Origin of the sequence: Spirochaeta cellobiosiphila DSM 17781 (assembly GCF_000426705.1) — a bacterium.
GTDB lineage: Bacteria > Spirochaetota > Spirochaetia > DSM-17781 > DSM-17781 > Spirochaeta_E > Spirochaeta_E cellobiosiphila.
Genome location: NZ_AUFW01000018.1, coordinates 67,733 through 82,387 on the forward strand (window position 1 = coordinate 67,733; position 14,655 = coordinate 82,387).

The window sequence follows — 14,655 nt, forward strand, 5'->3', positions numbered from 1 at the left end:
TGATAAATGAAGAAAATGGTCTATAAACGTAACATTAAGTCATTATTGGTCAAGTTTATATTTATATAAGAGGTCCCTTGCTTTATTAGGTAATAATGTGTCTTCTTTTGGGGTATAGGGGATATCTAAATATTCGGAAACAAATAATCGTACGGAGTCAGTACCAATTTCTCCATACTCCACATTCCAATTCATTTTTTCTAAATCTTTAACTTTAAAATCTGGATTATTATCCAAACTAAAAGCAGTAGCCAGTATAGAAACGGGGATTTTAAAACTATCCTCTATATCTTTTAATGTATAAGAACCTCTAATATCAGCAGGATTAGGAACCTCTTTATCCCCTTCTACTAATATTTTTGCAGGTATTTTTTTTGATTCCGTATTCCATAAATTAAAAGCCATTGATCCACCAATACCAATAATAAAAAGAAACATGGTAAGAAACGCATTCTTTATAATAGTTAATGAAAATCTCTGTCTATTAGCAATAATCATCGTATCTTCAACAGGACAGACTGCTTCTGAAGTACATTGGTAACAGACAATACATTGATGATTACTTATACCATTAGATGTTGATAGAGGAATATTCATTGGACAAGCTTTATTACATTTCTTACAATGTATACAGGATTCTGCACTCCTTCTTACTTTAAAGGGCTTAATCAAATTAGATAAACCTAACAAAGCACCATAGGGACACATATATTTGCAAAATGGTCTTTCAATAAACAAAGCCCCTAAAAGAATGACAGCTAATACCAAGTAGGCAGATAAAGCCACTTCATCTGTCCAAATATTAAAGAATGCATAATAGGGATCAATGTTTTGAAAAACTAACTGAGCAGACTGTGCAGTTTTTATTAATACCACAATAAGGAACCCATACCTTGAGAATCTAAGAATACTATCATATTTATAGGGAATAAAAGTATTATACTTCTTCTTAAATATTTTCTTCCCTACTATACTAAAAGCTTCTTGAAATGAACCAAAGGGACATATCCATCCACAAAACACAGGTCCAACCAACAAAGCTAAACCTAGAACAATAAACATTAGAATAAAGGAAGATTCATGGACTTTTTTTACATATCGTCCCGAGACGAAATATTCATATATTGAGACAACACCACCAAAGGGACATAACGCATGTATTGAGGCAGAGGGTAAAAACTCGATCCCTTGTTCTTCTAATGTATGAGAGATAGATATCAGCAATATCGATAAAAAAAAATGATTTGAACTGCTCTTCTCACCTTCATTTTAATGTCCCAAGATCATTATTAAATAATTTTGACTAATATAATGAGCGGTATAAGCCTCTCCCTGACTAAGGATCTGTTTATTGAATGATTTAATATGATTAATAGATCCATCTCTTAAATTAGTATAAGTTTGCAAAAGGTCTTTATTCCTAGTCTCTTGCATCAGTTTTTCTAAATCATAAATATCCAAGTCTTCAACCATTGCCCCTATGGTAAAAGCAGAATACAAGCTTTCCTGTCCTTTTAATACAAAACTATCATAAGTAGCTTGAAGTTTTGAGTTCTTAAAAATTCCTGGGCTATCAATATCAATAGGATCAGGAATAGTATATTTTATCAGTAATTCTTTTACTCTATTCATATGGTTTTGTTCTGAACGGGATATATTCTCAAATATCTTTACATTCCAGATATCGAATAATTTGGAATAAACATCTCTAGCCAATTTTTCTTCTTCTCTCATGAGTAGAAGTCCTTCTTTCTCACTAGAGTTTAGGCTTTGGGAATAAACATCAAAAGCAAAAAATAGGAAAAAAATAATCAGGTATGTTTTCATTAAGAATTACCTCTTCCCCTAAAGCATATTTATTATCTTGAATTATTCCAGTGATTATTTGCATTAGGCTAAACCAATATTAGTTGGCCTACAAGATTATCCTTTTCTGACTATAACGATCTTATTTCGTGAACTCTAAGATTATTATGAGCTCAATAAAATAGAACTTTTAAAAACACAAATCAGACAATCTATTAGCTTCATCACAGCTCATTATTGTATGTACTAAATATTTTTTTATTAAATAAACGCAAAAAATCACTAGTAAAACAAAAATATTCAAGGAAGATCTAAAATATTTCCTATACTCGGTTTCAAATTTCCATGGGAGAATTATCAACACATTAATATTTCATTTTATAGGAGTTATTAGATGAAAAGAATAGTTTCTTCCCTTTTGGTTTTCGCTGTTCTTACTGGTTTATCATTCGCAAATGGTACCCAGGAAGCAGGGAATGTTATTCTAAACAAAGACAAGCCATTGATCTTTTTTAACAGACAGCCATCTGATCCAACTACTGGATCCATAGATATGGAGGCCATGAATTGGAATGAAAGAACTTACTATGTAGGTTTTGATGCTGCTGGAGGTGGAGATGTTCAAGGAAAAATGATCACTGATTATTTAGCCACTGCCCCTGCATCTATAGACAGAAATGGTGATGGTGTTATCGGCTATGTTCTTTGTATTGGTGATGTTGGACACAATGATTCAAAAGCGAGAACTGAAGGGGCTAGAAAAGCTTTAGGAACATGGACTGGTTCTTCTGATCCTGCTTCTCACAAGCAAGGTTCTGTTGTTATTGGTGGTAAAACTTATAAAGTCGTTGAACTTGAAGGTAAAGCTATGACAGGAACAGATGGTTCAACATGGAATGCAAATGCAGCTACAGAAGCCATGGGTGGATGGGCAACTAAATTTGACAAGCAAATTGACTTGGTTATTTCTAATAATGACGGAATGGCAATGGGTTGTCTTCAAGCTTCTAACTACCCTACTGGTGTTCCTATCTTTGGTTATGATGCCAATGCTGATGCTATTGAGGCCATTGGTGCTGGTAAAATGACTGGTACAGTGTCACAAAACGTTGATGCACAAGCAGCAGGAACTCTTCAAGTATTGAGAAACCTTCTTGATGGTTTAACAGGTTCTGATGTTTATACAAAGGGGATTAGTACTCCAGATGCTTATGGTAACCAAATCTCTGCTTCTATGGACTATATTGCCGATACCAAAGCTCTTTTGGCTGCTAATACAGCAGTAACTGCAGATAACTGGACTGCATACCAAGCAGGAAATAGAGATTCTGGAATTAAGCAATCTACTGCGGCTAAAAAGAGGGTTTTATTAACAATCTATAACTCTGCAGATAACTTCTTATCGTCTTCTTACTTACCAGCACTTCAATATTATGCACCATTGTTAAACATCAATTTGACAATTGTACAAGGTGATGGTCAAAACGAAGCTAGTACTCTGGACAAGTTTACAAACTTTAATAACTTTGATGCTTTTGCTATCAATATGGTTAAAACAAACTCAGCTAGAGACTATACAGATAAGCTTGCTTATTAATATCTAAACTCAAACGGTTGAAAGCCTTTAAAGACGTCATGTCTTTATGGGCTTTCGTTCAATCTGATATCATAACAGAGGGGAATTATGACTGATGTCGTACTAGAAATAAAAAATCTCTCTAAATCTTTTGCAAAAAATAGAGTTCTTAATGGAATCAACCTTGAAATAAAAGAAGGTTCAGTTATGGGACTTATGGGAGAAAATGGAGCCGGAAAATCGACAATGATGAAATGTTTATTCGGTATCTATGCTAAAGATGAGGGGCAGATATTTTTAGAGAATAAACCGGTTAACTTCAAGGATCCCAAAGAAGCATTAGAGAGCGGCGTGGCCATGGTTCATCAGGAACTGAACCAGTGCTTAGATCGAACTGTATCTGATAACTTATTCCTCGGTAGATATCCTAAAAAATTCGGTATCATTGATGAAGCTAGAATGCTCGAAGAAAGTATCGAACTCTTTTCCTCCTTGAAGATGAATGTAAATCCAGGCACTGTCATGCGAAGCATGTCTGTTTCACAAAGGCAAATGGTCGAAATAGCCAAAGCCATATCCTATGATGCAAAAATCATAGTGTTAGACGAACCAAGTTCATCATTGACAGAACCAGAAGTTGATAAATTATTCGCAATGATCAAAACATTGAAAAAGAAAGGAATTTCCTTTGTATATATATCTCACAAGATGGATGAAATATTCAAAATCTGTGATGAAATTTCCGTATTAAGAGACGGAAATATGGTACTAACCAAACATTCTGATGAAACAAATATGACAGAACTAATCGCGGCCATGGTTGGTCGATCTTTAGATAAACGTTTTCCAGAGGTAGACAATATACCAGGAGAAGATTATTTAGAGATACGTAATCTAAGTACCAAATATGAACCCTATCTAAAAGATATCTCTTTTACTGTCAAAAAAGGAGAGATCCTGGGATTATATGGTCTAGTTGGAGCTGGAAGAAGTGAGTTACTAGAAGCTTTATTTGGTATTAGAACGATAGCTTCAGGAGAAATTATACTCGAAGGGAAGACTCTACGCTTCAACAATAGTAAAGATGCTATGTCTTATAACTTTGCCTTAGTTACGGAAGAAAGAAAAAGAGATGGAATGTTTGGTAAAGATACCATTCTATTTAATACAACCATAACCAACTTAAACGGCTATAAAACTCATGGTATTTTATCACAGCAAAAATTACGTGAAGCCGCTGAACGAGAAGTAGAACTGATGAATACAAAATGTGTCTCAGTTGATCAGAATATTAGTGCCCTTAGTGGTGGAAATCAGCAAAAGGTTATCATCGGAAAATGGATTGAAAGAGAACCAGACGTGTTCCTTTTAGATGAACCTACAAGAGGGATTGATGTAGGAGCCAAATATGAAATATACCAGCTCATCATCAAAATGGCCAAAGAAGGTAAGACAGTAATAGTTGTATCAAGTGAAATGCCAGAAATTCTAGGTATTACCAACCGAATTGCTGTTATATCGAATCATCGTTTAGCTGGGATAGTTAATACAAAAGAAACTGACCAGGAAGAGTTGCTGAAGTTATCAGCTAAATATTTATAACGGAGTTGACCAATGGAAAACTACAGAGAGAAAATTGCTGAACTAAAACCTATAAAACTCAAGGAATTGGAAAATACTTCGCCTGATACTGAAGTAAAATCCTTGGAAGAAGATGAGCTACTCCCACTTTATCAGCAAGCCTTACATGATTTAAGAGAAGAGGGAGTCAACAAAGTACGTTCTCTATCACAGCATATCGTATCTGTTAAGAAAAATAGAATGCTAGAGTCAGAAGCAAAAGCCAAACAGATCGAACTAATGAAGGAAGAGATTAAAAAGGCTAAAGAAGTAGCAGCTACAAATAAAGCAGAAGAAAAGGAATTAGCAAAAGAAGCTGTGGACTATGCTAATAAAGTATCCGACTTATATATCAAGCATGTTACTTTGGTTGAAGATAAAAAAATTACTCAAGCAAAAAAAGAATATGAAGTAAAGAAGAAAGAAGTAAAAGAATCTTTTGCCAAAAGAATTGCGTCACTCAATACGAAATCAGACATCAACATTGCAAAGTATGAACAAAAATCTGCTATGTTTGATATTAAAAATGAAATGGAAGCTCGGATTGATGACAGCAAAGCAGTAAAAAAACAAGCCTATGTCGATCATATTCAAACCAATAGAAGTCTACGAAATGGTAAAGCAAAATTAAGTGAAAACATGGCTCTTAATTTCAAGAATTATGTTTATGAGTTTAAAGTATCTAAGTTCTTCCTTGAAAATGGTTTGTACCTTGCAATAGGAGTCTTCTTCATTGTTTGCTTTATTGTGGCACCCTTAACAGGTAACGGTAATTTACTTACCTTGCCAAACATCTTCACCCTCCTTGAACAAGCTTCTACAAGAATGTTTTATGCCTTAGGTGTCGCTGTTCTAATTTTACAAGCCGGAACCGACTTAAGTGTTGGGAGAATGGTCGCGGTTGGAGCCATAACTACTGGATTAATTCTACACCCAGGTATGAATATCGTTACTTTTATGGGAATGGGCCCATGGGATTTTACAGCTATTCCTATGATGGGTCGTTTAGGATTAGCTCTTTTATTATCTATTATTTTATGTACAGCTTTCAGTATGTTAGCTGGATTCTTTACTGCAAAGTTTAAGATTCACCCTTTCATTTCTACCCTTGCTACTCAATTGATTATCTATGGTTTATTATTTTTCGGAACCAGTGGAACTCCAGTAGGATCTATTGACGGTGATATCAAAAATCTTATTGGCGGTCGATGGATATTAGGTATAGTTAATGGGGAGTTAGTAACTTTTCCAAAATTGATTATACCAGCTATAATTGCTATTTTTGTATCTTGGTTTATTTGGAATAAAACGACTTTTGGTAAATATATGTATGCTGTAGGTGGGAATCCCGAAGCTGCCAGTGTTAGTGGGATAAGCGTTTTTAAAGTCACAATGGGAGTCTTTGCCTTAGCGGGAATTTACTATGGAGCTGGTGCGTTTCTTGAAGCATTTAAAGCTAATGCAAGTGCTGGAACTGGACAAGGTTATGAGTTAGACGCGATTGCAGCATGTGTTGTTGGAGGTATATCCTTCTTTGGTGGTATTGGTAAAGTCAAAGGAGCTGTTATAGGAGTTATCATTTTCACAGGCTTAACATACTGTTTAACTTTCCTAGGTATTGATACAAACCTGCAATTTGTTTTTAAAGGTTTTATCTTATTAGCAGCCGTAACGTTAGACAGTGTTAAATATGTAAAGAAGCGATAATTACTATTACCCATGTTATACTTGTAGTGTGAAGGACTTTATTGTGGTTAGAATTGTACAGCTGATATTATGCATTTGTTTTGTAAGTACTTCCTTATTGGCCAATGGGATAAAGGATTCAGACTTACCTAATATCGGCTGTGCTATCTACAAGTTTGATGACACATTTATGTCATGGGTTCGGGATTCTATTGTGACTGCGAGTCAGAATCGAGCCAAGGTCACAATAGTTGATTCCGAGAATAGCCAGGCTATTCAAAATGCAAAAGTGGAGCTCTTTCTCAACTTGGAAATGGACTGTCTTATCTTAAACCCAGTTGACCGGGTAGCTGCAGGAGTAGAAATAGATAAAGCAAAAACGCAAGGTACACCAATAGTATTTGTCAATCGTATGCCCTTTAAAGAAGATATGGCCAAGTGGGATCAGGTATATTATGTGGGAACAAAAGCCGAGCAATCGGGTATACTAAGTGCTCAGATATTAGAAGATTATTGGATAAATCATCCAGAAGCAGATAAGAATAATGATGGAATTCTTCAGTACGTACTACTCAAAGGAGAACCTGGTCATCAAGATGCGGAACTACGTAGTGAATACTCAATCAAATACTTAGAAGATAAGGGTATCAAGGTAATGAAGTTAGCAGAAGATACTGGTATGTGGGACCAGGTAAAGGGCCAGGAGAAAATGGCGTCCTTTCTAGCTTCCTATGGAGATCAAATAGAAGCAGTCATCTCTAATAATGATGATATGGCATTAGGGGCTATTGAGGCCTTAAAAGCTTATGGTTATTTTACCAATAGTAAATATATGCCCGTTATTGGAGTTGATGCAACAGAACCAGCCTTACATGCGCTTCAGGAAGGAACATTACTTGGTACTGTTCTCAATGATGCTCATAACCAGGCTAATGCGGCTGTAAATCTAGCTATCCAATTATCAACTGGAGCTCCTATCAATGAGGAAAGTATTGGCTATCCCCTGGATGGGCACTATGTATGGATTCCCTATAAAAAAGTCACTCAAAGTAATTATAAAGAATATATGTAATTAGGGCATGACAAAAAGTCTTTTTTGTACTTCTGGATCAAACATATTTTTCTTATTCACAATAGTATAATCAATCCCCAAGGGACTAATCTTTTGTTTATTCAAAAGTTTAACAGCCATGTTTATTGATTGATAACCAATAGCAAAAGAATTAATGACTAGGGAATAGTCCATTATTTCAGTTTCTATGGCTTCTATATTCATAAGAGAGTTGCCAGATCCTATCGTTAATATCTTATGATCAGGTTGATTGTCTTTCATAAATCTCACGAGAGCTTCAGAAGTTTCATCATTAAGAGCAAAAAATAAATTTATACTCTTATTTAAGCGGAAATTTCCCTTGATTTGATTATATATAGAATCAATATTTCGACCAGCCCATACGACACGGAATTCAACACCTGGTACTTTTTTAATAATCTTCGTAAATCCTCTAGCCATGTATTGCTCAGAGGTTACAGTATCAAAACTACCTAAAATTATAGCGTTTATATAAGAGAAGTGATACTGTCTTAATACTTCTTGAGCCATAGCGGCACCAGCGGGTTCCAAATCAGTCATATAAAACGAGGTAGAACTGCCTTTGCCTTTATCAAATTCATTATATATTGATATCACTTTTATTCCCGCTCTTTCCGCTTCTTCTAAGGGTTTTTTGAGAAGATAGTAAGTGCCTGGTGTTATGACAATACATTCTGTTCCTTTGTTTATAGCTTCATATATATAATTAATTTGCCCGGTGACATCTGACGCATCTGCGGTAGAGTAGAAATCAACAATACTTCCTGTATCAGATCTGGCCTCTCTTGCTCCATTACGCATATCACTCCAAAATAAACCACCCTCTTTCATTCGAATAAAAGATATATGATGATTTGTTGGGTGGGATTCAGACCATAGGGAATAACACAATCCAGCACCGATTATGAGAACTAAAATGAATATGAAAAAAAACAATATCTTCTTCATATCTTAACCAACTTGTTTACAGCTTTAATATCCTTCTGTTTGGGAATCCTTAATTCGAAAGTAGAGCCCTCGTCAATTTCGGATTGAATGGTAATTCCATAGAAATCTCCATAGGCTAACTTTATCCTTTTATTCACATTAAACACTCCTATACCATTACCATGTCTTTCATGTTCTTTTTTATCTGTAGTTAATAAAGTAGCCTGCGTTTCTTTATCAATCCCTACCCCATTATCAATAACTCTTATAATGATGTCTTCTTTATCTTCAAGAACTTCAATTCTTATATGGCCGGGATCCATAAGGTAGCGGATACCATGATAAATGGCATTTTCTACTATCGGTTGAATAAGCAATTTAATTACCGGTTTATGTTTTAATTCCTCAGGTAAAAGGATTTTAAAAGTAAGCTTGTCGACAAATCGTTTTTCCTGAATAGTCAAATAGCATTCCACATGAGTCATTTCCTCTTCTAATGTAATGACTTCATGATCCTTGGAAATAGATATCCGAAAAAGCTGAGCCAGTGCTTTAACCATTTCAATAACATTCTTATAATCATGGGACTCAGCGAACCAAACAATGGTATCTAAAGTATTATATAGAAAGTGAGGGTTAATCTTAGCCTGTAAAGCCTCCAACTCACTTTTACGGATTAGTTTTTGTTCTTCCACTATATCGTCCATCAATGTTTGCATACGTAATGCCATCTTAGTGAAGGAATTAGCTAAGGATCGAACTTCCATACTGGGTTGTTTCAAATCTAAGGATCGAAAAGAGGTAATAGAAAAGTTTTCCATCTCCCTTTCCAGTTGTCTGATAGGAGAAGTAACATAATTAGATACAATACGCGAAAGTAAGAAACCAGCAACAATTATAACAAGGATTAATAATGACACTAGACTCAAAAAAGATAAAACCAAAGGAAGTCGTTCTTCATTAGGATAGGATATTCCAATAATTTTCCAACCAGTGAAATCAATGGTATCAATAAAATTAAACCTTTTTACCCCCTGATAATTAAAATAGTACTTACCTAATATATGGACCTTAAGAGATTCAATGTCCTCTACGAATTGACCTAAGTTGATTAAAGTTTGTTTAGGATGAAAAACGATGTTATAGTTTTTATCTACGATAAAACAATACCCATTCTTTCCAATAGGAACAGATTCAATAATAGAATCGATAGAGTCTTGATTGATATCAATCAACAAAATAGCCGATTGTCTGTTGCCATTCGAATCACTTAGCTTAATGACTTCTGAGAAGCTAATCACCCAAGGGTATTTAAGTGGAACTAACTGTTGAACATGAGGACTGGAAAAATAATAACTGTTTGTATGGGTCTGTGAGTACTTGAACCAATTTTGATCTATAATTTCTTTAGGAGAACGTAAATTAAAAGAACTAGTTCCATACAGAATATTTCCTTCCAAATCAAAAATATCAATGGCGACAATATCGGATCGCGAATCCTCTATGACTTTCAAACTTTGATGGATCTGTTCTTTGTTAGAAGTATTATCAATAATATTCGGAACAGCAGATCCTATTTTTATAATACCCGTAATATAGGAGTTAACATTTTTTCTTAACTGATAAACAGTTTGCCTAGTAGAATCTTCTAAATTAGACTGAACTTGAGTTAAGAAATAGATAGTTACTACTATGGTCATGAATAAAGTTATAAGGCCAACTACAGATAATATAGCTGTTGCAAAGATATGTTGAATGCTTATGTCTCTAGAGGTCATGCACTATATGCTTTTCTTCTATATGTTTGTGGAGAAGTACCAGTAGTCTTTTTGAAACAAAAAGAAAAATAGTTAGCATCCGCAAAACCGACAGACTGGGCTATCTCATAAATTTTTAAATGGTCCTTCTTAAGGAGAGACTTTGCATGGTCTATTCTCGTATTGGTCAAAGCAGAGACAAATGTAATACCACATTCCTTTTTAAATGCAGAACTAAAGTAAGATTCACTAACACCTAATTTATCACTGATACTATTTAAGGTAAAATTAACATCTCCATAGTTAAGTTCAATTAGTTTTTTTGCTTCCTCAACAAATTTCTTATTACTCTTATGTCGCTTTTGTGTGATTTCTTTATTCAACAAAATACATAATTTATGAACTCTGTTTGATACAGTGTAAATGGTGTTGATATCAAAAACGATATCACTTAAAGAACTCCAAGTATCATCATTGCTAGTAATATCAATGTTGTATTCCAGTACAAGATTAGACAAAGTGGCTAATAACCTAAAGGTAAAAGCCCGCAATTGCTCCGTTTCCATTCCAATTTTACGGTTGAAAAGTTCCGTTACAGCTTGATCAATACTTGTTTCATTCCCTAACTTGACTTCTGTTACTAATTGTTCCATTCCCTCTTCCATAGCTTGAGAGGATAGTAATGTTAAATCTTCCGATTCTAAATCCCCAATATAATATAAGTTATAGTGAGGATAGTATTGTTTATAGTTCAAAGCACAGATAGCTTGACGTCTGGATTCAGGTAAATCTGCTAGATTATTAACAATCCGACTCACACCTATAGAGCATTCTTTTTTAGTATAGAATTCAATATTTTTCCTTAAATTATCAATTTGATTTAGAGTTTTCTTCATAAATTGGCTTTCAGAGTCTTCTTTGTTGTCTTCTACAGAACTATAGTAGGTGATAAGATTATGTTCTTTTAGAATAGCATTGAAAGAATTGTCCCCTACTTTCCTAGTAGAATTAATGATTTCATTCACAGAGCCTAGATCGAGCTTGTCTCCCCTATCATAGGTTTCAATGACTGCTGTAATAAACATGTCTTGATCATAAGGCAATTCATAGGATACTGCTTTAGACATTAACCCAGTTACAGTATGCTCAAATAATTCTACTAAGAATTGCTGTTTTAAATCATTTATTGCATTGTTATAAGCTTGTTCTAACTTTTTGTGGTTCGTTAAACTTTCTATCTTTTCATCCAGATGCTTTTTTAGGCGAACCAATAGATCAATGAAGTCGTCTTTTGATAAAGGCTTTAATGCATAGTAAGCTACATCTAACTGAATAGCTGTTTGGGCATAAGTAAATTCATCATATCCTGAAAAGATTATAACCGTCGTATTGGGATGGGAATCTCTTATCCGTCGTATTAAATCAATACCATCCATATATGGCATTTTAATATCTGTTATAACAATATCTGGATTTTTCTCTTGAATTATTTCTAATGCTTCCAGACCATTTTCTGCCTCATCAATAATCTGAAAACCATAGGCCTCCCAATCAATAGAAGTCTGAATCATACGACGAACTGGAACTTCGTCATCAACCAACAAAATTGAGTACATATCTTATTATATACCAAAATCTTCATATTCCAAAGAATATTATGAAGATTGATCAATGATATACGAGTTTAAATAATAAACAAGAATTAAATTAGTTAACTCTGTTAAACATTTGATAGCCCAAAACCTTATACCAATAGAAATACTTTTTAGCATTAACACAAAGAATAGATTATTACATAATTAGATATGGATAGATTTTAGCTTCGAATAAACAAGTGGTTTATTTTAATACTTAAAAACATCGATACACTTACGACTATTGATCATTTGCCTACAGGTCTTTAACAAAACGTAAAAAATAAACTTTTTTCAGCCTTCAAAAAACTGACATCATGAACACTTCTTGCTCATTGAATAGTTATAGTTCAATAAATAGCAATGAACGCAAAAATTGACAATATACAACAGTGATATTCTGATTTATACATGGATCAATACCGGTAAGGAGTGACAAAATGGGATCGATTGTTACCTTAGGAGAAATGCTATTGAGACTAAAAAGTCAGGACAATCTCAGACTTTTTCAGACAAATAAATTGGAATCTACCTTTGGAGGTGGTGAAGTCAATATGGCAGTCTCATTAAGTTTATTGGGAGCATCAACCAGATTTGTTACAGCCTTACCAGACAATATAATTGGTGATAGCTGTATCAATGAACTTCATAAATACCAGATTGATACCACAAGCATTGTCAGAACTGGTAAACGAGTGGGAATCTACTACTTAGAAGCTGGTGCGAATCAGAGGGCCACTAAAGTTATCTATGATCGTCAAGATTCCAGTATTAGTCATGTCACCCATGATGTTTTTAATTGGGATGCAGTATTTCAAAATGCTTCCTGGTTTATTATATCAGGTATCACTCCAGCTCTTTCAGAATCAGCTGCTGAATTAACAGTAAAAGCAGTTGACGAGGCCAAATCCAGAGGTATACATGTTTGTCTAGACTTTAATCATCGTAAGAATTTATGGAATTATGGTAAAAACATAGAAGAGGTAATGAGACCTTTGGTAAAAAAAGTAAATGTGATTATAGCCGGTACTTTGGATTGTCAGCAAACCTTGGGGGTGCCCTTAGATTCAGGGAGGATCAAAGGAGACCTAAATATGGAAGAACTAAAGCAATTAACCTCAAAAGTTATGGCTACTTATGATCTTTCAGGAATAGCTATAACTAAAAGAGATAATGTATCTGCCAATATAAACAACTGGACAGCATTCTATAATTGTGATGAAGGATTTTATACTAGTACTGAGTATAGGATTAATAATATAGTAGATCGTGTAGGTGGTGGTGATAGTTTCACCGCTGGTTTAATTTATGGATTAAATTACCTTAATTCACCGAAAGAAGCATTGGACTTTGCAACTGCTTTTAGCTGTCTAAAATTATCTTGTATGGGTGATTTTAATCTCACTACTCGTGATGATGTTTTAGCTTTGATATCAGGCGACATTTCTGGTCGGATACTGCGTTAATTGTATTACCTTTCCTTAGGCTCCCCCTGGTAGAACCACCTTCTACCGGGGGAGCTATTTCATATTGACCCTATTAAGTTATAAGTTTTACTATTTATCTATGAAGAATATTGTAGTTTTAGATGGTATAACCATGGGTGATGATATTGATTTCACTTCACTAGAGAAATTGGGACAGGTAACTATCCATAGAATGACTGAAGAAGAACAGATTATTGATCGTTGTATTGATGCACAAATAATTATCACGAACAAAGTCTTTATTAGGGAATATCATTTTAGAAGTTTGCCCCAACTTGAATTAATCTGTTTAACTGCTACAGGTTATAACAATATTGATATAGAAAGTGCTCGCAAACATCATGTCTCGATTGCAAATGTATCAGGTTATTCGACCAATGCTGTAGCACAACATACTTTTGCTATGCTTTTCTACTTATGGGAAAGAAGCAGGTATTTCGATGATTATACACGTAGTGGTGATTATTGCAATAGTGAAATATTTACACATTTATCAAGAAAATTTTATGAATTAAGCGGTAAAACCTGGGGTATAGTTGGTTTAGGAGCTATTGGGAAAAAAGTGGCTCAAATTGCAAAAGCTTTTGGTTGTAATATTATTTACTATTCAACTAGCGGAAAAAATAGTAATCAAGAATATACCAAAGTTGACCTGAAAACCCTATTACATAACTCAGATGTCATATCAATTCATTCCCCGTTGAATGATAGAACAAAAGATTTGTTCACCTTAAGAGAGTTACAGCAAATGAAATCTACTAGCTATATTATTAATGTGGGTCGAGGAGGAATCATTAATGAAGAAGATTTAGTAGAAGCTTTGAATCTAAACCTTATCGCCGCAGCTTGTATTGATGTATTGACAACAGAGCCAATGGCTATTTCCAGTCCATATCGAAATATAATTAATAAAGATAAATTATATATTACCCCCCACGTAGCCTGGGCACCCATAGAAACACGACAAAGAGTTATAGAAGAAGTGACTTTAAATATTCAAGCTTTCTTGAGTAATGAAAAAAGGAATATTGTTAATTAAATGTAAAATAAAAAGGACTCCGTGTAGGAG

The 14,655-nt window shown here is 34.3% G+C and carries 11 protein-coding genes; 6 read left to right on the forward strand and 5 right to left on the reverse strand.

Going from position 1 to position 14,655, the window contains the following annotated elements:
* Nucleotides 1-42: 42 nt before the first annotated feature.
* Together K345_RS22785 and K345_RS19650 are read right to left on the reverse strand one after the other, a co-directional pair.
* Nucleotides 43-1,224 (reverse strand): 4Fe-4S binding protein, encoded by a 1,182-nt coding sequence (locus tag K345_RS22785; RefSeq protein WP_245584599.1) that lies wholly within the window; start codon nt 1,222-1,224, stop codon nt 43-45.
* Nucleotides 1,225-1,269: 45 nt separating this feature from the next.
* A complete protein-coding gene (locus tag K345_RS19650; protein ID WP_037571230.1) occupies nt 1,270-1,827 on the reverse strand; it encodes a DUF2202 domain-containing protein in 558 nt (185 codons plus the stop codon).
* 373 nt (nt 1,828-2,200) lie between these two features.
* Between K345_RS19650 and K345_RS0104120 the strand changes: the two genes are divergently transcribed.
* The 4 genes from K345_RS0104120 (at nt 2,201) to K345_RS0104135 (ending at nt 7,760) form a co-directional block, all read left to right on the forward strand.
* Nucleotides 2,201-3,403: a substrate-binding domain-containing protein gene (locus tag K345_RS0104120; RefSeq protein ID WP_028973104.1), complete on the forward strand. Its 1,203-nt coding sequence runs from the start codon at nt 2,201-2,203 to the stop codon at nt 3,401-3,403.
* Nucleotides 3,404-3,490: 87 nt separating this feature from the next.
* Complete coding sequence (locus K345_RS0104125; RefSeq protein WP_028973105.1) at nt 3,491-4,984, forward strand: sugar ABC transporter ATP-binding protein; 1,494 nt, start codon at nt 3,491-3,493, stop codon at nt 4,982-4,984.
* A gap of 12 nt (nt 4,985-4,996) precedes the next feature.
* Entirely contained in the window at nt 4,997-6,709 is a 1,713-nt protein-coding gene (locus K345_RS0104130; RefSeq protein WP_083963621.1) for an ABC transporter permease subunit, read from the forward strand.
* 43 nt (nt 6,710-6,752) lie between these two features.
* Nucleotides 6,753-7,760, forward strand: coding sequence for a galactose ABC transporter substrate-binding protein (locus tag K345_RS0104135; protein ID WP_083963622.1), 1,008 nt, complete (start codon nt 6,753-6,755; stop codon nt 7,758-7,760).
* Here K345_RS0104135 and K345_RS0104140 read toward each other — a convergent pair whose 3' ends face one another.
* The 3 genes from K345_RS0104140 to K345_RS0104150 are packed head-to-tail and all read right to left on the reverse strand — an operon-like array spanning nt 7,761 to nt 12,081.
* The gene (locus K345_RS0104140; RefSeq protein WP_028973108.1) at nt 7,761-8,729 is read right to left on the reverse strand and encodes a sugar ABC transporter substrate-binding protein; all 969 of its coding nucleotides are present in this window, start codon (nt 8,727-8,729) and stop codon (nt 7,761-7,763) included.
* Nucleotides 8,726-10,486 carry a cache domain-containing sensor histidine kinase gene (locus K345_RS0104145; protein ID WP_028973109.1) on the reverse strand — a complete coding sequence of 587 codons (1,761 nt, stop codon included), beginning with the start codon at nt 10,484-10,486 and terminating at the stop codon, nt 8,726-8,728. Before K345_RS0104145 ends, K345_RS0104140 begins: the two co-directional genes overlap by 4 nt.
* A complete protein-coding gene (locus tag K345_RS0104150) occupies nt 10,483-12,081 on the reverse strand; it encodes a response regulator (protein ID WP_028973110.1) in 1,599 nt (532 codons plus the stop codon). The genes K345_RS0104145 and K345_RS0104150 overlap by 4 nt, the downstream gene beginning before the upstream one ends.
* A 458-nt stretch (nt 12,082-12,539) precedes the next feature.
* Between K345_RS0104150 and K345_RS0104155 the strand changes: the two genes are divergently transcribed.
* Together K345_RS0104155 and K345_RS0104160 are read left to right on the forward strand one after the other, a co-directional pair.
* The gene (locus K345_RS0104155) at nt 12,540-13,565 is read left to right on the forward strand and encodes a sugar kinase (RefSeq protein ID WP_028973111.1); all 1,026 of its coding nucleotides are present in this window, start codon (nt 12,540-12,542) and stop codon (nt 13,563-13,565) included.
* Nucleotides 13,566-13,665: 100 nt separating this feature from the next.
* The gene (locus K345_RS0104160; protein WP_028973112.1) at nt 13,666-14,625 is read left to right on the forward strand and encodes a D-2-hydroxyacid dehydrogenase; all 960 of its coding nucleotides are present in this window, start codon (nt 13,666-13,668) and stop codon (nt 14,623-14,625) included.
* Nucleotides 14,626-14,655: the final 30 nt, after the last annotated feature.

What these genes read in the sequence shown, in the direction of transcription:
- K345_RS0104150 (WP_028973110.1), bottom strand. Translation starts at nt 12,081, where the DNA reads ATGTACTCAATTTTGTTGGTTGATGACGAAGTTCCAGTTCGTCGTATG.
- K345_RS0104160 (WP_028973112.1), top strand. Translation starts at nt 13,666, where the DNA reads ATGAAGAATATTGTAGTTTTAGATGGTATAACCATGGGTGATGATATT.
- K345_RS0104130 (WP_083963621.1), top strand. Translation starts at nt 4,997, where the DNA reads ATGGAAAACTACAGAGAGAAAATTGCTGAACTAAAACCTATAAAACTC.
- K345_RS0104145 (WP_028973109.1), bottom strand. Translation starts at nt 10,486, where the DNA reads ATGACCTCTAGAGACATAAGCATTCAACATATCTTTGCAACAGCTATA.
- K345_RS0104155 (WP_028973111.1), top strand. Translation starts at nt 12,540, where the DNA reads ATGGGATCGATTGTTACCTTAGGAGAAATGCTATTGAGACTAAAAAGT.
- K345_RS0104125 (WP_028973105.1), top strand. Translation starts at nt 3,491, where the DNA reads ATGACTGATGTCGTACTAGAAATAAAAAATCTCTCTAAATCTTTTGCA.
- K345_RS0104120 (WP_028973104.1), top strand. Translation starts at nt 2,201, where the DNA reads ATGAAAAGAATAGTTTCTTCCCTTTTGGTTTTCGCTGTTCTTACTGGT.
- K345_RS0104140 (WP_028973108.1), bottom strand. Translation starts at nt 8,729, where the DNA reads ATGAAGAAGATATTGTTTTTTTTCATATTCATTTTAGTTCTCATAATC.
- K345_RS19650 (WP_037571230.1), bottom strand. Translation starts at nt 1,827, where the DNA reads ATGAAAACATACCTGATTATTTTTTTCCTATTTTTTGCTTTTGATGTT.